The sequence below is a fragment of the Gordonia sp. SL306 genome, from assembly GCF_026625785.1.
In the GTDB taxonomy this organism is placed as follows: Bacteria; Actinomycetota; Actinomycetes; order Mycobacteriales; family Mycobacteriaceae; genus Gordonia.
Window position 1 is genome coordinate 132,381 of the sequence record NZ_CP113063.1, and the last position, 18,516, is coordinate 150,896.

Consider the following 18,516-nt stretch of genomic DNA (forward strand, 5'->3'; position numbering starts at 1 on the left):
TCCTTCTCTTCACATCACTTGTCGAGCGGCACTGTCCGCGCATTCGGGTCATAGCCGGGCGGCGGACCGGCGGTATCGTCGCCGGGTGGTCGAGGTGCGTTCGCCGATCCGCGGACCTGTTGCCGCGGGTCTTCGGTCACACAGTACAGATTGGTGGGCACGGTCAGTTCCAGGATCTTCGTCGGTCGCACCGGGGTGACGGCGTAGTTGCAGCTCGGGCGCGGGAAGATGGAGCCGAACGCCCACCACGCGCCGCCGTGGAACATCGTGAGGCTCTTGACCCCGGCGTCTCGGATCGACGGGAGCAGATTCGCGATGGCGGGTGCCCGCAGAGCACCCTGCCGGGCCACGTCCACGAACTGCTGGAGCACGTCGGACACCGGGTCCCGGATCTGGTTCAGGGAGCCGGTCAGACTCGTCAGTTGCGATGGTCCCCGATCGAGCAGGGTGCGGATCTCCTTGTCGGAGGCCACCGCCGCGTTCACGATGGTACTCAAGGACGAGACCGTGGTCCCCAGATCCGGCTGGATGTTCGAGGTGGTCTTCAGAATCGTTCCGGTGTCGGAGATCAGCTTCTTCGTCTGCGGCAGCACGAGTGCCAGGTCGGCGAAGATGGTGCCGCCCGAGACGAACAGTGCGCGCAGATCGTTGTCACCGGAGCCGTCCGAACCGAGTGCCACCTCCAGGTTGTCGACCGCCGACCGCAGCTTGACCGGATCGATCTGCTCCACGACGTTGAGTGACGCCTCAAGCATCTCGGGGAACGGCGCCGTCACCCGAGTCTGGTTCACCGCGACGACATCACCATCGGCGAAGTACGGACCGTCGGCCGTGGCCGGTTCGAAGTCGACGTACTGTTCGCCCGCCGCCGAGAGTCCGAGGGCGGCGACGACCGCGTTGCGGTTGATCTTGACGTCATCGGTGATCTCGACGGTCACGTCCACCTGTTTCGGCTGCACGCGGATCGACTCCACCTCACCGACCCGGGCGCCGCGCAACATGACGCCCGAGGTGTCCTGGAGCCCACCGGAACTCGTGAAGTGCACGGTCATCTGATAGGTGCCCTTGAACGGATCCCAGCGGAGCGCGCCGAAGGACAGGTACGCCAGCCCGACGAGCATCACCAGGATCAGCCCGATGTTCCCGACGAGGACCGAGTGCCTGCGCACCCAGGTGAACGGTCCGGACAACGCCCTCATCCGCAGCACCCCCGCGTTCCGGTCAGCCGTGCCAGCAGTCGGGTCAGCGTCTGCTGCAATGCCTTCGAGCCCTCGTCCACATCCTGCAACTCGGGCAGGCGACTGGCCGAGTCGAACCCGGCGCCGGGATTGAGGTAGTAGACCTTCGCCGACAGTGCCGCGGCACTACCGGGCGTCGACTTGACCCACTTGGGAGTCAGCGTGGCCAGATTGTCCGAGAGCGGACCAAGGACGTTCGCGGCGCCGCGTAGACCTCTCAGTGCCGTCGACAGATGTCCGATGAGCTCGACGAGATTGTCCTGGTCGGAGTTCAGGAAGTCATTGGTCGCCGCGGTCACCCGGTTCGTCTTGTCCAGGGTCGTCAAGATCTGACCGATCTGGCTGTTCACCGCGTTGACCGCGGGTCCGAGTTTGTTGATCGACGCCATGATCTGGGCTCGACCGTCCGCTAGCTGACCGGTCAACACCTGCATGTTGCGCATCGACTCATCGACCTCGGCGGAGTTCTTGTTGAACTTCGTGATCGCAGTGGTGAGGCCTTCGATCGAGCCGGACAGCTCGTCCGGATGCGCCGAGACCGCGCTGCTCAACTCCGTCAGGATCACCTGCAGCGAGCTCAGGGATCCACTGTCGACCAGACCTGAGGTGCTGACGAGCAGATCCTCGACGGTCGCGGCGGCCGAGGTCGGCCCGTCGAGGCTGTCGCCGTCGCCGAGATACCCCGACGGCGCGCCCTTCGGAGGTAGCAGTGCGACGAACACGTCGCCGAGCGGAGTCGCCTGCCGCAGTTCGGCACCGGTGCCGGTCGGCAGCTTGGAGGCCGTGCTGACGTTCATGGTGACCACCGCCGAATAGTCCTGCGCGACGATGTCGGAGACCTGCCCGACGTCGGTCCCGTAGAGCTTGACCTTCGCGCGCGTCGGCAGGTTGAGCGCGTTGTCGAACTTCGCTGTCAACCGGATCGAATCACCGATGCCGCCGGGAGCGGGCAGCGGGATCTGCTCGACGGTGAGTCCCGGTACCACGCCACAGCCCGACATCGACACGACCGCCGCCACGAGCACCATCATCAGGGCGCCGCGCGAGACCCGTCGCCCGCGTCCGTCGGCGCGTTGAACTCGGAAGGGTCCGATTCCGCCACGGGTCATTTCGTCAGCTCCATCATCGCCGAGAACACACCGAGATCCGGCCCGAAATCCTTGAGCTGGCCCGTGCGACACCCGTTCTTCTGGAGGTTGATGGCCTGGCAGAAGGTCGACAACGCCTCGGTGTCGATCAACGACTTGTCGAGCAGCACCTGTGCACGCCAGGCGCCCTGCTCGGCCGAGACCGAGTTGCTGAGGTTCTGGAACAGCAACGGCCCCAGGTCGATCGTCTCCACCACCTGCCGCGAGAAGTCGCTGAGGTTCTCGGCCAGCGCAGCGAGGCGACCGGTCGACGACCCGATCGTGCCCGCATTGTTCCGCAGGAATGCGGTGGTGTTCTGCAGCGCGACGTTCAGGTCGCCCAGCGTCGCCTGGAGACCCGGCGCCTGGGTGCGGAGCATCTGCGCGACGTCGTTGATGGAGTTGGAGAAGGCCGTCATCTTCGGGTAGTTGCCCACCAGTGTGGAGGTCAGTCCCTGCACGGTCTTGATGATCTCCATCAGGGCACCACCATTGCTGGATGCCACCTCGGAGGCCTTGCTCAGCTGGTCGAACGCCTCACGCATCCGTTCGCCGTTGCCACTGGTGATACCGGAGGTGATGTCGACCAGGTCGGCGACCGGCCCCTCACCGTGCTGATCACCCGACAGCGACTTCACCAGGCCGTCGATCGAATCGAACAGCTCGCCGACCGAGACCGGGCTCTTCGTCTGCTGGATGACCGCGCCGTCGGTGAGCTTGTCGCCCTCGGAATATGTCGGGGACAACTCGATGTGTCGGGTGGTCACGATGGAGGTGTTGACGATGGCCGCGGTGGCGTCGGCGGGAACCGGGACATCCTTGTCGACGGTGAACGTCACCTTCACCCGGTTGCCCTGCTGCTCCACCCCGGTCACCTGGCCGACCGGCATACCGAGCACCGAGACGTCGTTGCTCGAATAGAGGCCGGCGACGTCGTCGAAATATGCGGTGACCTCGATGGCCGAACCGAACGCCGCCGTCCACTTCGCCGGGATGAGCGAGCAGCCCGACAGGCCCAGCACCACCATCAGAGCCAGCGCGACCATCGAGAGCGGACGACGCAGGCCGCGGGCCCCGCGTGCGGTGATCAACATCCGTCCACCACCCTCGCCAGGCACAGCCAGTTGTCCGGGAAGATCCCCCAGGGGAGGTAGCCGTTCGCGTAGGGACCGTCGCCGATGATGTTGTTGGTGAGTCGCGCGGTGACCGGGAGCACCTCGAGGAGCTTGCGAAGGTTGGCGCGATTCTTCTCCAGTCCCTGGGACATCGTGTTGAGGTTGGCCATGATCGGCGCGAACTGGTTGCCGTTCTCGCGGGCCACCGCGCGGGCCTGCTCGGTCAGCTGGGCGATCCCGTCGAGCATCCTCGTCACCAGAGCCTCACGCGCGGTGATTTTCTCGGCCAGCTGACGACCCTGACCAACGATGATCGACAACTGTGTCTGACTGTCGTCGACGATCCCCGTCACCGACTTCGTGTCGCTGACGAGTTGATTGATCTGATCCCGGCGGTTGGTGATCACCTTCGACATCGCGGTCAGCGAATCGAGGGTCGGCTTGGTCACCGCTGGTGCACCGGCGAGCTGCCGGTTGAGGGTGCGCAGGCTGTCGGCGAAGCTCTCGTCGTCGATCCCGGCGATGATCGGGGTGCCCTGTTCGATGGTCTTCTGCAGATCGTAGGGGACGCTCGTCTGCACGATCCGCCCGTCGGTGGCCTCGGTGGGCGAATCCCCCAGCGACACATCGACATATCGCTGTCCGAGCAGTGTGGACATCTTGATCTCGGCGGAACCGTTCGATGTGACGTTCACGTCCCGGTCGACCTTCATCGTGACGGTCACGTGATTCCCGTCGAGTTCGGTCGAGCTGACCTCGCCCTTGTCGATGCCGGCCACCCGCACCTTGTCCCCGGGACGGATGCCGCCCGCCTGGGCGAAATCACCGGTGTAGGTCTTCTTCCCGAGGTGTGCCTGCGCCAGACTGGTGACACCCAGCACCAACAGCACGATCACCGCGGCACCGGCCAGGCCGTACCAGAAACGACGATTGCCGTCGAAGTGTCTGCGCCACCTGCTCATCGACACACCTCCGAATGCTTGGTGCCACCGATCTTGTTGATGATGCCGGGTGGCAACAGCACGTCTCCGATCGCGATGTCGAGGTCGCAGGCATAGATGTTGAGGTAGGCGCCCTGACCGAGGACCAGTGGGAAGTGACCGAGGAAGATCGGCAACTGCCCCGCCATCCGGTCGAGCTTGGCGCCGTTGGCGATGAGGGTGGACGTGGCCGCCCGCGCGTCGGTCGCCGCGGCCGACAGCGAGCTCCGGCTCTGTCCGAGTACGTCGGCGAATCCACTTGCGGTCTGTCCGATCTGGGACACCGATTTGCCGAAGGCGGCCGAGTTCGCGTTGAGGTTCTCGATCAGGCCCGAGATGCTGTCGATCACGGTGCCCACCTGGCCGCCCTGCTTGGCCAGGTCGCGCATGACGGCGCTCAGGTTGTTGATGATCGACCCGATCACCGCATCACGATCGGCCATGTCCGAGGCGAGTTGCCCCACCTCGGCGACGGTGTAGCTCAGCGACACCTTGTTGCCCTGGAAGGCCTGGATCAGTCCCTCCGACAATGCATTCACCTGTTCTGGTTTCAGGGTCTCGAACACGGGCTGGAACCCGGCGAGCAGTCGGGTCACGTCGAACGAGTCCTCGGAGGGCTGTCGGAGGGATGATCCGGCCGCCAGCGGCGCGCTGTCGGCGCCCTTCACCAACGTGAGAGACAGGTACCGCTGACCGATGAGGTTCTGATAACGGATCGCCGCCTGGGTGTTGGTGAAAACGGGCTGATCGGTCTGTACGTCGAAGGTGACCCGGGCACGACCGTCGTCGAGGGAGATGTCGTGGACCCGGCCGACCCGCACGCCGGCCATCCGGACGTCGTCGCCGGTGGCGAGCCCGGAGGCATCCGTGAAGTAGGTGGTGAACGAGTTCGTGTTCCCCGGCAGCGACCGCTCCAGGGTGGACCAGATGATGTAGGTCAGGAGCATCGCGACGATCGCGAACACCGTGAAGCCGATCAGTGGTTTGCGGATGCTGGACTGCCCGTGGCTCATCGACCGCCTCCCTGCTGTCCGTTGGGGCTCCCCGGCCTGATCGAACTCGACTGGACCAGCGGCCCGAGCATCAGCGTGTCCGCGGCACCGGGCTTACGCTTGAGTGCCGTGCCGAGCGTCTTGTCGTCCGATGATGTGGTCACCGATCCCGCGGCGGATGCGTTGCGGCGCATACCGTCCGAGGGATAGATCATCAACGGACCGGAACTCGTCGGCCCCGTCCCGGTGCCCGGACCCACACACCCCGGGGCGCGCGTCTGGCCGTACGGGCCACCGTTGTAGACAGGGCAGTTCTGCCGTGTGTACCGCTGATACGCACCGAAGCTCACACCGATGTTGAGCTGTGCGTGACCGTTGACACCGGTGAACACGGTCAGCGCCTTGGCCGCGAGGTTGTTCAGCGCCGACAACGACTGCGGCAACGCGTCCGGCTCGAGGACCGCGGCGCCGACCATCGTGTTGAGATCACGCACCACCCGCTTGCCCCGATCACCGTTGGCCGCGAAGAGCGCCTGCGTCTCGTCCAGGACGCCCTCGCCCGCCGACAGGAGGGCGGTGAGATCCTGCTGTTTCTCGGCGATGGTCATCGCCGGGATCACGCTGCGGCCCAATGTGTCCAGCAACTGTGGCGTCGACTGGGAGAGCCCCTTCACGGCGTTGTTGAAGTTGTCGAAGCCCGAGGGAGCGCCTGGGGGGAACTGCGCGTTGATGGTGCGCCAGTAGTTGTCCAGCAGCGGGACGAACGCGCCGAAAACCGCACCGCCACCCTTCAACGCATCCGAGATGGTCCCGAGCACCGACGCGAGATCCTCCGGCGGTACGGCCTGCAGCAGGGTCCGCAGTTCGTTCTGCGCATCCTGCAACCGGATGGTCGGCAGGGTCTCGTCGGCCGGGATCGTGGCGTCCGAGGACAGGCCCTCCCCACTCGCCTGTCCGGGTGCGACGAGTTCGACGGAATTGACGCCGAACAAGTTCGACGGCACGGTCCGCGCGGTGACGTTGCTGGGGATGCCCGGCGCCTGGTCCGGATCGATGTCGATCCCGACGTTCTTGTACTGGAGGTTGCCCGGCCCGACGTCGCCGCTGAGATCTATCGACTTCACCGCCCCGACGATCAGGCCGTTGTAGCGGACATCTGCATCGGTGACCAACCCGTCGCCCACGTCGGTCAGTTTGGCGGTGACCGGAACCGTCGAGGTGAAGGTGCCCTGATATCGCAGGAAGAGCAGTACGAACAAGATGAGCAGGGCGACGAGGAACGCGAGTCCGCGCAGGACGTACTGCAGCAGTGAGGGATTGCGGCCGTCGGTGGCGATGTCCATCGAATCCTCCCCTAACCCGAGATCTTGATTCCGGGCGAGGTGCCCCAGAACACGAGCGTCAGGACCAGGTTGGCGAAGACGATGACGATGATCGCCATGCGGATCGCGTGCCCGGCGGCCACCCCCACGCCTTCGGGACCCCCGGAGGCGAAATAGCCGTAATAGCACTGGATGAACGTGGTCAGCAGGACGAAGACCACCACCTTCACGAATGAGGCGACCATGTCCGTGGAGACCAGGAACTGGTTGAAGTAGTAAAGGTAGGTGCCTGCGCCCTGGCCGCTCTGCACCTGGAACATGACCTGGCAGGCCAGGTAGTTCGCGGCCAGCGACACCGCATACAGCGGCACGATCGCCAGCACGGCCGCCGACATCCGAGTGGTGACGAGGTAGGGCAGCGGGCGGATCGCGATGGATTCGAGCGCGTCGATCTCTTCGCTGATGCGCATCGAACCGAGCTGCGCGGTGAATCGGCATCCCGACTGAGCGGTGAACGCGGTGGCCGCGAGCAGTGGCGCGATCTCACGGGTCGTGGCGAAGGCCGACAGGCCGCCGGTGACCGGGGACATGCCGAGGAGGTTCAGGGCGGTGTATCCCTCGATGCCCACGGTGGCCCCGCCCATGACGCCGAGGATCACCATCACGCCGACGGTGCCGCCGCCGACGACGATCGCGCCGTTGCCCCAGGCGACATCCGACAGCAGACGCCAGACCTCTTTGCGGTAGTGGGTGAAGGCGATCGGCACCGCGCCGATCGACTTGACCAGAAAGGTGATGAGGTGGCCCATCGCGGCGAGCATGCCGCGCGGGCCCCGGTAGATCGCCTTGGCCGCCTCGAGCGGCCGGAGAGCGGGGGGCACATACCGTGATGCGGTCACCTCACACCACCTTCGCCGGGACGAGGATGGCGAACAGCTGGGTCAGCGCGACGTTCACGGTGAACAACAGCAGCACGGAGTTGACCACGGCGGCGTTGACCGAGTTCGCCACACCCGCCGGACCGCCCTTGGTGGTCAGGCCGCGATCACAGGCGACCACCGCGACGATGGCACCGAAGATCACCGCCTTGATGATCGCGAAGGCGAGGTCGGAAGTGGATGCGAAGGACGCGAATGTGCCGGTGTAGCTACCCGGCGTACCGCCCTGGAAGTAGACGTTGAAGACATATCCGGTGATGAAACCGACGAAGCAGACGAAGCCGCACAGCAGAAAGCTCACCACCATGGTGGCCAGCAGGCGCGGGGAGATCAGACGCTGGATCGGGTTGACCCCCATCACCTTCATCGCGTCGATCTCGTCGCGGATGGTTCGAGAGCCGAGATCGGCGGCGATGGCCGAGCCGACCGCGCCGGCCAGCAGCAGCGACGTCACCAGTGGCGCGCCCTGCCGGATCACACCCAGTCCGGTCGCCGCTCCCGAGAACGAGGTCGCGCCGATCTGACCGGCGATGTTGGACACCTGGATCGACACGATCACCCCGATCGGGATCGCGACCAGCAGCGTCGGGAACACCGAGGTACTCGACATGAACGCGCACTGACGGATGAACTCACCGAACGGGAACCGGCGTTTGACGATGTCGACGATGAGGACCTTGAAGACCTCGACGAACATGCCCATCTGCCGCCCGAACGTGTCGAACGAGGCCATGACATGGTCACGGAACCACCGGCGAACTCCGCCCGAGCCCGCACGTGTTCCCTCCCCGTTCGAGGTCACCGCGTCAGTACTCAATCCCCTACCCTCGCGTGTCGGCTGCCCCGTCGCCGGGTTCAGTCAGATGTGTCGATCGAGCGGCCGACTCGGCCACCATCCCGCACACCATGTCGATGCGGGCCCCCTGGTGGGCCGACCCCCGCCGGTAAATATATCTGATATCTCCAATCCGTCTGTGTCACGGGTCACACTACCGACATCTGCGCCTGTCACAGCGGCGACATACCTTGTGTTTCGTGACCGATAAGTCGAAAGCTCCCGACACCATAACTGGGTCGACCGACCAACGTGGGGAGATATCGCGCTTTCCGGTCCCGGCGCGGCCTTTCGTGCCGCCGCACACGGCGGCCGATATCCGCGTGTGGGCACCGCGTGCACAGAGCGTCGTGATGCTGGCCGACGACGGCGGTGGCCAGAGCGAGATCCCGATGCGCCGAGACCAGGCCGCCACGGGGCAGGACACGGCGCAGTGGTGGGTTCCGGAGGTCGAGCGCTCGACCGCCGCGCAGCCCGACCTCCGATACCGTTTCGTCGTCGACGGCGGCGAGCCCGTCCCCGATCCGCGTTCCGTGCGACTTCCCGACGGTGTCCACGGCAGTTCGGCGCTTCATCATCTCGACGAGCCGTCGTGGTCCGCCGACGACTGGCGCGGCATCGATGTCCGGGGGGCCGTGCTCTACGAGCTGCACATCGGAACCTTCACTGCAGAAGGCACATTCGACGCCGCGATCGAGCGGATCGACCACCTGGTGACCCTCGGTGTCGACGTCGTCGAGGTCATGCCGATCAACGCGTTCAACGGGACCCACGGCTGGGGCTACGACGGTGTCGCGTGGTACGCGGTGCACGAGCCATACGGCGGCCCGGATGGTTTCGCCCGATTCGTCGACGCCTGTCACCGGCGCGGCCTCGGCGTGGTGCTCGACGTCGTCTACAACCACCTCGGGCCGTCGGGCAACTATCTGCCCCGGTTCGGTCCGTACCTCACCGAGGGAACCAACAGCTGGGGGTCCTCGCTGAACCTGTCGGAGCCCGATTCGGACGAGGTCCGGTCCTACATCATGGCCAACGCGCTTCGCTGGCTGCGCGACTTCCACGTCGACGGGTTACGTCTCGACGCCGTCCACGCCCTCGTCGATCACCGAGCGGTCCATCTGCTCGAGGAACTGGCGGTCGCGACCGATGCGCTCGCACTCGAACTCGGCCGGCCTCTGTCGCTGATCGCGGAGAGCGACCTCAACGATCCGCGACTGATCCTGCCGCGTGAACTCGGCGGGTACGGACTCGCCGCGCAATGGGACGACGACGTCCACCACGCCATCCACGCCGCCGTCTCGGGCGAGCGGCAAGGTTACTACGCCGATTTCGGCAGCCTCGAGGGATTGTCGAAGGTGCTGAGGGGCGGGTTCTTCCACGACGGCACCTACTCATCGTTCCGCAGGCGCCATCATGGCCGGCCAATACCGACCGACCTGGTCGCCGCAGAGGCGTTGGTGGCCTACACGTGCAATCACGACCAGATCGGCAATCGGGCCGTCGGCGACCGGCCCTCGGCCTACCTCACCGGTGGTCGCCTCGCCATCAAGGCGGCACTCGTGCTGCTCTCGCCGTTCACCCCGATGTTGTTCATGGGCGAGGAATGGGCGGCACAGACGCCGTTCGCGTTCTTCACCTCACACCCCGAGCCGGAACTCGGCCGCGCGACGGCGGACGGCAGGCGCGCGGAGTTCGCCGACCACGGCTGGGACGGTGTGGAGATCCCCGATCCTCAGGACCCGGAGACTTTCCGGTCGTCGAAGCTCGATTGGTCCGAGTTGGACCAGATGGCCCACCGTCGGATGTTCGACTTCTACCGCGAGCTGATCGAGCTGCGCAAGTGCGAGGAGGATTTCCGTCGCGGCGATTTCGCCTCGGTCACAACATCATTCGACGACGCAGCCGGTTGGTTCGCGATGTCGCGCGGCGAGTGGGTCGTGATCTGCGTCCTGGGCGGAACCGAGACGACCGTACCGGTCGACCTGACCCCCGAGCTCTGGTGGGACGAACCCACGATCGCCGACGGAGCGCTGCGCAGCAACGGGCACAACGTGGTGATCGGCCGGACCCGGTGACCGATCAGGTCAGGTAATCGTAGGCCGGAGTACCGGGTTCGAGTCGCTCACAGTGCAGTCGTGAGTGCGCCATGCGATCCATCAGGCCGACGAGACCCTCGGGTTCACCGAGCTCCACACCGACCAGCGCGGCCCCGGTCTCCCGGTTGTTCCGCTTGACGTACTCGAAAAGCGTGATGTCGTCGTCGGGGCCCAGCACGTCGTCGAGGAACCTCCGCAATGCCCCGGGCTCCTGCGGGAAGTCCACCAGGAAGTAGTGCTTGAGCCCCTTGTGGACGAGTGAACGTTCGATGATCTCGCCGTACCGCGAGACGTCGTTGTTGCCGCCGGAGATCAGGCAGACGACGGTGGCATCGGCCGGCAGGTCCAGCGTGGACAGTCCGGTGACGGCGAGCGCACCGGCCGGCTCGGCGATGATGCCCTCGTTCTGATAGAGCGCCAGCATGGTCGAGCAGATCGCACCCTCGTCGACGTGCATGATGTGCGCGGAGCCCGGGCGGGGTCGGTACCGGACGCCGTCCTCGAGCACTCCGACCAGGGGCTTCGGCGCGATGCCCGGCAGGCACGGGTGCTCGGTGATGGTTGCGTCGAGATCCGCCATCACCCGGTGGCCGATGCTGCCGATGCGCTTGACCGCCGCGCCGTCGACGAAGGGATCGATGGTGTCGAGAGTGACGGGCCCGCCGGCCGCCAGCGCCGCGGTCAGTGAGACCGCGCCGGTCGGCTCGACTCCGACGATGGCCACGTCGTCGCTGAGCGACCGCAGATAGGTCGCGATACCGGCGAGGCAGCCACCGCCACCGACGGGCGCGACCACGACGTCGGGCACCTTTCCGAGTTGCTCGACGATCTCGTAGGCGATGGTCCCCTGCCCCGCGGCGGTACGCGGGTCGTCGAACGCATGGATCCAGGAAGCCCCGGTGCGCATGACGTCCGACTGCGCCGCGGCGGCCGCGGCGTCGTACGTCTCGCCGACGGCGATCAGTTCGACGAAGTCTCCACCGTGCCAACGGATTCGGTCGCGCTTCTGCTTCGGAGTGGTGGTCGGCACATAGATCCGCCCGGGCACCTGCATGGACCGGCATGCGTACGCGACGCCTTGTGCGTGGTTGCCTGCGCTCGCCGCGACCACACCGCGGGCGAGTTCCTGCTCGGACAGTTGGGCCATCACGTTGTAGGCACCGCGAATCTTGTACGAGCGCACCGTCTGCAGGTCCTCGCGCTTGAGAAAGACCCGGGCCCCGACGTCTGCCGAGATCCGCGGCGATTCCTCGAGCGGCGTGCGGGCGACAGCCTCGGCGATCCGCGCGACCGACGCCGTGATGGCGTCCGCGGTCAACGTGGGACCGTGCTGATGAACCGATGCCTCCTGCGTACTCACGCTCTCCATGCTCTCACCCGGCGTCGTGGTGAGAGCATCGGGAGGTCCGGCGCAGTCCGATCGTAAATGGTCGACGGGGCCTTGCCGCGGGCATACACTCCACACAGGTCAACGAACCAGTCGTCCCCCGAGATCTGTGCGCGTGACCAACCGGCGGACGGCGTCCAACCTCGAGAGGCCGAGATGTTCCGACGCTCCACATCGTTCGACTGCGCCGACGACTCTGCATCGGTGTCACCCCCGGGATCGGGGCGGCCCGTCCGACGACGATTGATCGCGACCTCCTCGGTGATCGCACTCGCCGCCGGTCTGTTCACCGCGCTGTCGGCGGCCCCGGCCGCGGCCGCGCCGGTGTGTGCAGGCGCCGGGCAGGCCCCGCGCCTCGTCGGGTCGGTACCCGGGGCAGCACTCGAGGGACTGACCGTCGACGCCGGCGGACGGCTCTACACGACCGACCTGGTGTCGGGAAGGGTGTTCCGACTCTCGGCGCCGGGCGCACGACCGGTGCCGATCGCGCGCGTCCCCGAAGGCGGCGGCGGCGCACTCGCATGGGCCCGGGACGGCGCATTGCTCGTCGGCTACGGTGCCGATCCCCGCGTCGTCGTCGGGGACTCGCTCCGGCACGCGGGCATCGCACGTCTGAACGTCGCCAACCTTGCGCTCCGACCCTGGGTGCGTGGCTTCTCCGCCGCCAACGGGATGGATACGGCGGCGAACGGAATCGTCTATGCCACCAATGATTTCGGCAATCTGATCGGACGCGCCTATCCCAACGGCGCAGTGCAGGCCGACTGGGGTTCGCTGCCCAGCGCCAACGGCGCGGTCCTCGGAAAAGGTGACCGGTGGCTGTACGTGTCCCGCACCTTTGTGAATCCGGGCGTCAGCCGCATCTCGACCGCCAACCCTCGCGTGGTGCAGAGCCTGCTCGATCTGGGCGGGAACATCACCGCAGGCCCGGATGGGCTGACACTCGATTCCAAGGAGCGGCCGGTGGTTCCGTTCAACGGGGCAGGCCAGATCGTCCGGATCACCTCGCCGGGACGCTACTGCGTACTCGCTTCGGGAATCCCCACCTCGAGCGTGTTGTCGTACGGCCGGGGAAACCGCGGCTTCGCGGCGGGGCATCTCTACCGGGCGGGCTTCGACGGACGGATCTACGAGATCCCGGGTGGGTTCGATCGGGGCGCCACGGCAGCGGTCCCGAGCTGAGCGGCTCGCTCGTCGGCAGTCCAGGGTCCCGAAGGGAATCCTGGTTCGCTCGACGCCACCACCTGCAACACACTCCACGGAGGTCGACGAACCGGCCCTCCACCGGAACCATGCGTGAACAGAAGTCCCCGAGCTCAGTGGGAGGCTGACATGTTCCGACGGAGCCGCTTCGATGATGCCGTCGACCCATGGGTGCACCCGGGCGTGAGCACCCGTCGGCGACGCCTGGTCGTAGCGGCGTCGGTGGTGGCACTCGCGGCGGGCCTGCTCACCGCGGTGTCCGCGGTCCCGGCCTCGGCCGCGCCGATCTGCGCCGGAGCCGGGCAGGCGCCACGACTGGTCGGTACCGTGCCGGGCGCCACACTCAAAGGTCTCACCGTCGATGCCGGCGGACGGCTCTACACAACAGACTTGGTCTCGGGCCGAGTATTCCGTCTCTCCGCCCCCGGCGCACCGGCGGTCCCGATCGCTCATGTCCCCGACGGAGGCGCCGACGCACTGGCCTGGGCACCCGATGGCGCGCTGTTGGTCGGCTATGGCTCCGATCCGCGCGTCTTCGTCGGGGACGCACTGCGCCCCGGCGGCATCGCGCGTATGAATGTCGGCAACCTGTCGCTCCGCCCGTGGGTCCGGGGGCTCTCGGCCGCCGACGGCCTTGATGTCGGCGCAAACGGAACGGTTTACGCCACCAACGATTTCGGCAATCTCATCGGCCGCGTCCACCCTGACGGCGGCGTGCAGGCGGCCTGGGGAACTGCGCCGAGCGCCAACGGCGCGGTTCTCGGACGCGACGACCATTGGCTGTATGTTTCCCGTACCTGGGTCAATCCGGGCGTCAGCCGCATCTCCACGACCAACCCGCGGGTGGTACAGAGCCTGTTGGACCTCGGCGCGAACACGATGGCGGGTCCGGCCGGCCTGACACTTGATTCCCGGGGGCGTCCGGTGGTGGCATTCGGCGGGGCCGGACAGATCGTCCGGATCACCTCGCCGGGACGGTACTGCGTCCTCGGATCCGGCATGGCATCGTCGATCGTGGTGTCGTACGGCCGTGGAACCCGCGGATTCTCGGCGGGACATCTCTACCGGGCCGGCTTCGATGGCCGCATCTATGAGATACCGGGCGGTTTCGATCGGGGTGCGACTGCGGCCGTCCCCGGCTGAGCGGGCTCTCGTCGCGAATCCGGCTTCTGTCGACGGGAATGCAGTTGCTGTCGGCGCGGCCGCGGTTGCTGTCGACGGATCTGTGGTTGCTGTCGGCGGCTAGCGGTGCCGGCGTGATTGCCAGAAACGCTCGGTCCACCACACGGTGATCAGCGCAACTGCCGAGGCCCAGGCGACGGCCTGGACCGAGCCGGTGATGGCGAGGGCGAGCACTCCGACGACGACGGCGGCCAGCAGGGCGTGCAGCTTGTAGAGCGGCCACCTGGTGCCGGCGATCTCCACCGATCGTGCCGATGCCCGCGCCCGGGTGGGACGCACCTCGACCAGCGCGGTGATGTTCGCTGAGGTCATGGGTCACTCCTCGGTCGGGCGGAGATGGCGGATGTTCGTTGCCACTGACCCCAGTATAACGCACCCGAAACTAAATTGTTCGGCCAGCCGAAATCTCTGGTTCGGGTGTGGGCACTTTCACTCAGCCGTCAACCCAGACAGCTCGGTCCGAGCAGCGCCTTGAGATCACCCATCAGCGCGGAACTCGGGCTGACGCGCAGCGACTCCGTGAGTCGCAGGATCGTCGACCGTTGCTCGCTGACCAGCGTGACGTGCACGTCGGCGGTACCGGGGTGTCGCGTGAGGACCTGCTTGAGCGCCTGCACCCGATCCGGTGTACACGTCCGCGCACTCAGCGTGAGCGACACCGGTTTCGCCGTTCCCACCACTGCCAGGTCGGGCACCGCGAGGTCGTTGGCGCTGATCATCGTGCTGTCGTCGCGTTTGTTGACCCGCGCCTTGATGAGCACGATGTTGTCGGCCACGATGTCGAGCCCGTAGACCTGGAACGACCGCGGGAAGAAGTAGACCTCGACACCACCGACCATGTCCTCGAGGGTCACGACCGCGTACGGCTCGCCCTTCTTGTTCACGCGACGGTTGACCGACGAGATGATGCCGCCGATGGTGATCTGCGCACCGTCGCCCACCGTGCCCTCGAGGAGCGCGGTGATCGATGTGTCGGTCTGGGCCGCGATGGCGTGCGCCACCCCGGCCAGCGGGTGATCGGAGACGTAGAGCCCCAGCATCTCCCGCTCCAGCGCCAATTTGTGTTTGGAATCCCACTCCTCGTCGGGCACCTTGACGGCGAAGACCTCGGCCATCGTGTCGTCGGCCCCGCCGGAGTCACCGAAGAGGTCGAACTGTCCGATCGCCTCGGCCTTCTTGGTGCCGATGACCGATTCCACCGCGTCGCCGTGGACGAGGAAGAGGCCCTTGCGCGGATGACTCAACGAGTCGAACGCACCGGCCTTGATGAGTGACTCCGTGACCTTCTTGTTGCACGCGGTGACGTCGATCTTGCCGAGGTAATCGGAGAAGTTGGTGAACTTCCCCTTCTCCTCACGTGCGGCGAGGATCGCCGACACCACGCCCGTCCCGACGTTGCGCACCGCCGCGAGACCGAAGCGGATGTCGCCGCCGACGGCCGCGAAGTTGCGTTGCGATTCGTTGACGTCGGGCGGCAGCACCGTGATGCCGAGCTTGCGGCAATCCGACAGGTAGATGGCCGCCTTGTCCTTGTCGTCGCCGACCGACGTGAGCAGGCCTGCCATGTACTCGGCCTTGTAGTTGGCCTTCAGGTAGGCCGTCCAGAAGGAGACCAGGCCGTAGCCCGCGGCGTGCGACTTGTTGAACGCGTATCCGGCGAACGGGAGGATCGTGTCCCACAGCGCCTTGATCGCCGCCGACGAGAAGCCGTTGGACTTCATGCCCTCTTCGAAGCCCTCGAATTCGGCGGCGAGGACCTCGGCCTTCTTCTTGCCCATCGCGCGACGCAGGATATCGGCTCGACCGAGCGAATATCCGGCCACCTTCTGGGCGATCTGCATGATCTGCTCTTGGTAGACGATCAGACCGTAGGTGTCGGCGAGGATCTCCTTGAGCGGCTCCTCGAGCTCGGGGTGGATCGGGCGGACCTGCTGCCGCCCGTTCTTGCGGTCGGCGTAGTCGTTGTGGGCGTTCATGCCCATCGGACCGGGCCGGTACAGCGCGAGCACGGCCACGATGTCCTCGAAGCCGGTGGGCTGCATTCGTTTCAGCAGTTCGCGCATCGCGCCGCCGTCGAGCTGGAACACACCGAGTGTGTCGCCGCGGGCGAGGAGTTCGTAGGTCTTGGGATCGTCGAGCGGGGCGGCGTCGAGATCGAGGTCGACACCGCGGTTGGTCTTGATGTTCTCGATCGCGTCACCGATGACGGTGAGGTTGCGCAGACCCAGGAAATCCATCTTGAGCAGGCCGATGGCCTCGCACGACGGGTAGTCCCAACCGGTGATGATGGCGCCGTCCTGCGCACGCTTCCACACCGGGATCGCGTCGGTCAGCGGTTCCGACGACATGATCACCGCGCAGGCATGCACGCCTGCGTTGCGGATCAGGCCCTCGAGCCCCAGCGCGGTGTCGTAGATCCGCTTGACGTCGGGGTCGGTCTCGATCAGCGACCGCACCTCGGACGCCTCGTTGAACCGCTCGTGGTCGGGATCGGTGATACCCGACACCGAGATGTCCTTGGCCATGATCGGCGGCGGCAACGCCTTGGTGATCTTGTCGGCGATTGCGAAGCCGGGCTGACCGAACTGGACGCGGGCCGAGTCCTTGATCGCGGCCTTCGTCTTGATGGTGCCGAAGGTGATGACCTGGGCGACCTTGTCGCTACCCCACCGCTCCGTCGCGTAGCGGACCATGTCGCCGCGACGGCGATCGTCGAAGTCGATGTCGATGTCGGGCATGGACACGCGCTCGGGATTCAGGAACCGCTCGAACAGCAGACCGTGCGGGATGGGATCGATGTTGGTGATACCCAACGCATATGCGACCAGCGAGCCCGCTGCCGAGCCGCGGCCCGGTCCGACCCGGATACCGACCTCCTGGGCGTGCCGGATGAGGTCGCCGACCACCAGGAAGTAGGCGGGAAAGCCCATCTCGATGATCACGTCGAGTTCGTAATCGGCGCGGCGCGCGTACTCGTCCGGCACGGGCTCCGGGTCGAAGCGGCTCTTCAGGCCCTTCGCCACCTCGCGGCGCAGCCAGGTCTGCTGAGTCTCGCCGTCGGGCACCGGGAACACCGGCATCCGGTCGCGATGCCCGAAGACGTCGGCGTAACTCTCCACCTTCTCGGCGATCTCGAGCGTGGTGTCGCAGGCACCGGGGACCTGCGCATCCCACAGCTCGCGCATCTCGGCGGCCGACTTCAGGTAATAACCGTCGCCGTCGAACCGGAATCGTGTCGGGTCGGACAGCGTCTTGCCGGTCTGGACGCAGAGCAGGGCCTCATGGCTGGTCGACTGGTCGCGGGTGACGTAGTGGCAGTCGTTGGTGACCACCGGTTTGATCCCCAGCCGGCGACCGATGTCGAGCAGGCCGTCGCGCACGCGCCGCTCGATCTCCAGTCCGTGCTCCATCAACTCCAGGTAGAAGTTGTCCTTGCCGAAGATCTCCTGCCACTTCGCGGCGGCCTCGAGGGCCTCGCGCTCGTGGCCGAGGCGCAACCGGGTCTGCACCTCGCCAGACGGACAGCCCGTCGTCGCGATGATCCCGTCCGCGTACTCCGCGATCAGGTCGGCATCCATCCGCGACCACTTACCCAGCTGTCCCTCGATGGACGCCAGCGACGACAGCTTGAAGAGGTTCCGCAGACCGGTCGCGTTGCGCGCCATCATCGTCATGTGGGTGTAAGCGCCACTACCGGAGACGTCGTCGCTCTTCTGGTCGCGGTTGCCCCACAGGACGCGTTTGGTGTCGAACCGCGACGCGGGCGCGATGTAGGCCTCGATCCCGATGATCGGGGTGATGTCGTGCTTGACCGCGGCGTTGTAGAACTCGCTGGCCCCGAACATGTTCCCGTGGTCGGTCATGCCGATCGCGGGCATCCCGAGGCGTTGGGCCTCGGCGAACAGCGGCGACACCTTGGCGGCACCGTCGAGCATCGAATACTCGGTGTGGTTGTGCAGGTGAACGAACGAATCGGCCACGAATCCCTCTCACCTCGACAGCTGTCACGACGACGACGACCACTTTAGGCGCGACGTACGACAGTCTTCGCGGGGCGCGCCCGACTGTGACAGATGGGGCGATCGCCTCGGTGTGTCGGTC

The 18,516-nt window shown here is 66.2% G+C and carries 14 protein-coding genes; 3 read left to right on the forward strand and 11 right to left on the reverse strand.

The window, feature by feature from the left end:
• Positions 1-14 precede the first annotated feature (14 nt).
• Genes OVA31_RS00600 through OVA31_RS00635 form a run of 8 tightly spaced genes read right to left on the reverse strand, consistent with a single transcriptional unit; the run spans position 15 to position 8,529 of the window.
• Positions 15-1,199, reverse strand: a complete 1,185-nt coding sequence (locus OVA31_RS00600; RefSeq protein WP_267629228.1) for an MlaD family protein — start codon at positions 1,197-1,199, stop codon at positions 15-17.
• Positions 1,196-2,347 (reverse strand): MlaD family protein, encoded by a 1,152-nt coding sequence (locus tag OVA31_RS00605; RefSeq protein ID WP_267629229.1) that lies wholly within the window; start codon positions 2,345-2,347, stop codon positions 1,196-1,198. Before OVA31_RS00605 ends, OVA31_RS00600 begins: the two co-directional genes overlap by 4 nt.
• A complete protein-coding gene (locus OVA31_RS00610; RefSeq protein WP_420714181.1) occupies positions 2,344-3,411 on the reverse strand; it encodes an MCE family protein in 1,068 nt (355 codons plus the stop codon). Before OVA31_RS00610 ends, OVA31_RS00605 begins: the two co-directional genes overlap by 4 nt.
• A gap of 41 nt (positions 3,412-3,452) precedes the next feature.
• The gene (locus tag OVA31_RS00615) at positions 3,453-4,442 is read right to left on the reverse strand and encodes an MCE family protein (RefSeq protein ID WP_267629231.1); all 990 of its coding nucleotides are present in this window, start codon (positions 4,440-4,442) and stop codon (positions 3,453-3,455) included.
• Positions 4,439-5,473 carry an MlaD family protein gene (locus OVA31_RS00620; RefSeq protein ID WP_267629232.1) on the reverse strand — a complete coding sequence of 345 codons (1,035 nt, stop codon included), beginning with the start codon at positions 5,471-5,473 and terminating at the stop codon, positions 4,439-4,441. Before OVA31_RS00620 ends, OVA31_RS00615 begins: the two co-directional genes overlap by 4 nt.
• Positions 5,470-6,795: an MlaD family protein gene (locus OVA31_RS00625; RefSeq protein WP_267629233.1), complete on the reverse strand. Its 1,326-nt coding sequence runs from the start codon at positions 6,793-6,795 to the stop codon at positions 5,470-5,472. The genes OVA31_RS00620 and OVA31_RS00625 overlap by 4 nt, the downstream gene beginning before the upstream one ends.
• A gap of 11 nt (positions 6,796-6,806) precedes the next feature.
• A complete protein-coding gene (locus OVA31_RS00630; RefSeq protein WP_267629234.1) occupies positions 6,807-7,673 on the reverse strand; it encodes an MlaE family ABC transporter permease in 867 nt (288 codons plus the stop codon).
• A 1-nt stretch (position 7,674) separates the two neighbouring features.
• The gene (locus OVA31_RS00635) at positions 7,675-8,529 is read right to left on the reverse strand and encodes an MlaE family ABC transporter permease (RefSeq protein WP_164309301.1); all 855 of its coding nucleotides are present in this window, start codon (positions 8,527-8,529) and stop codon (positions 7,675-7,677) included.
• Positions 8,530-8,747: 218 nt separating this feature from the next.
• Here OVA31_RS00635 and treZ point away from each other — a divergent pair, with 218 nt between their 5' ends.
• Complete coding sequence (gene treZ / locus OVA31_RS00640) at positions 8,748-10,622, forward strand: malto-oligosyltrehalose trehalohydrolase (RefSeq protein WP_420714122.1); 1,875 nt, start codon at positions 8,748-8,750, stop codon at positions 10,620-10,622.
• Between the two features lie 4 nt (positions 10,623-10,626).
• Here the strand turns inward: treZ and ilvA are convergent, their stop codons facing one another.
• Entirely contained in the window at positions 10,627-12,012 is a 1,386-nt protein-coding gene (gene ilvA / locus OVA31_RS00645) for a threonine ammonia-lyase IlvA (protein ID WP_267629235.1), read from the reverse strand.
• A gap of 279 nt (positions 12,013-12,291) precedes the next feature.
• On the opposite strand from ilvA, the gene OVA31_RS00650 reads away from it, so the two are divergent.
• The gene (locus OVA31_RS00650; RefSeq protein WP_420714182.1) at positions 12,292-13,212 is read left to right on the forward strand and encodes an SMP-30/gluconolactonase/LRE family protein; all 921 of its coding nucleotides are present in this window, start codon (positions 12,292-12,294) and stop codon (positions 13,210-13,212) included.
• A 150-nt stretch (positions 13,213-13,362) separates the two neighbouring features.
• Complete coding sequence (locus OVA31_RS00655) at positions 13,363-14,376, forward strand: SMP-30/gluconolactonase/LRE family protein (RefSeq protein ID WP_267629236.1); 1,014 nt, start codon at positions 13,363-13,365, stop codon at positions 14,374-14,376.
• A gap of 99 nt (positions 14,377-14,475) precedes the next feature.
• On the opposite strand, the gene OVA31_RS00660 is transcribed toward OVA31_RS00655, so the two are convergent.
• Positions 14,476-14,727 (reverse strand): hypothetical protein, encoded by a 252-nt coding sequence (locus OVA31_RS00660; RefSeq protein WP_267629237.1) that lies wholly within the window; start codon positions 14,725-14,727, stop codon positions 14,476-14,478.
• A gap of 128 nt (positions 14,728-14,855) precedes the next feature.
• Complete coding sequence (gene dnaE, locus OVA31_RS00665) at positions 14,856-18,395, reverse strand: DNA polymerase III subunit alpha (protein ID WP_267629238.1); 3,540 nt, start codon at positions 18,393-18,395, stop codon at positions 14,856-14,858.
• Between the last annotated feature and the right edge of the window lie 121 nt (positions 18,396-18,516).

Bases quoted from the DNA above. Each gene is read 5' to 3' on its own strand.
- OVA31_RS00600 (WP_267629228.1), bottom strand. From the start codon at position 1,199: ATGAGGGCGTTGTCCGGACCGTTCACCTGGGTGCGCAGGCACTCGGTC.
- OVA31_RS00605 (WP_267629229.1), bottom strand. From the start codon at position 2,347: ATGACCCGTGGCGGAATCGGACCCTTCCGAGTTCAACGCGCCGACGGA.
- OVA31_RS00610 (WP_420714181.1), bottom strand. From the start codon at position 3,411: ATGGTCGCGCTGGCTCTGATGGTGGTGCTGGGCCTGTCGGGCTGCTCG.
- OVA31_RS00615 (WP_267629231.1), bottom strand. From the start codon at position 4,442: ATGAGCAGGTGGCGCAGACACTTCGACGGCAATCGTCGTTTCTGGTAC.
- OVA31_RS00620 (WP_267629232.1), bottom strand. From the start codon at position 5,473: ATGAGCCACGGGCAGTCCAGCATCCGCAAACCACTGATCGGCTTCACG.
- OVA31_RS00625 (WP_267629233.1), bottom strand. From the start codon at position 6,795: ATGGACATCGCCACCGACGGCCGCAATCCCTCACTGCTGCAGTACGTC.
- ilvA (WP_267629235.1), bottom strand. From the start codon at position 12,012: ATGGAGAGCGTGAGTACGCAGGAGGCATCGGTTCATCAGCACGGTCCC.
- OVA31_RS00655 (WP_267629236.1), top strand. From the start codon at position 13,363: ATGTTCCGACGGAGCCGCTTCGATGATGCCGTCGACCCATGGGTGCAC.
- OVA31_RS00660 (WP_267629237.1), bottom strand. From the start codon at position 14,727: ATGACCTCAGCGAACATCACCGCGCTGGTCGAGGTGCGTCCCACCCGG.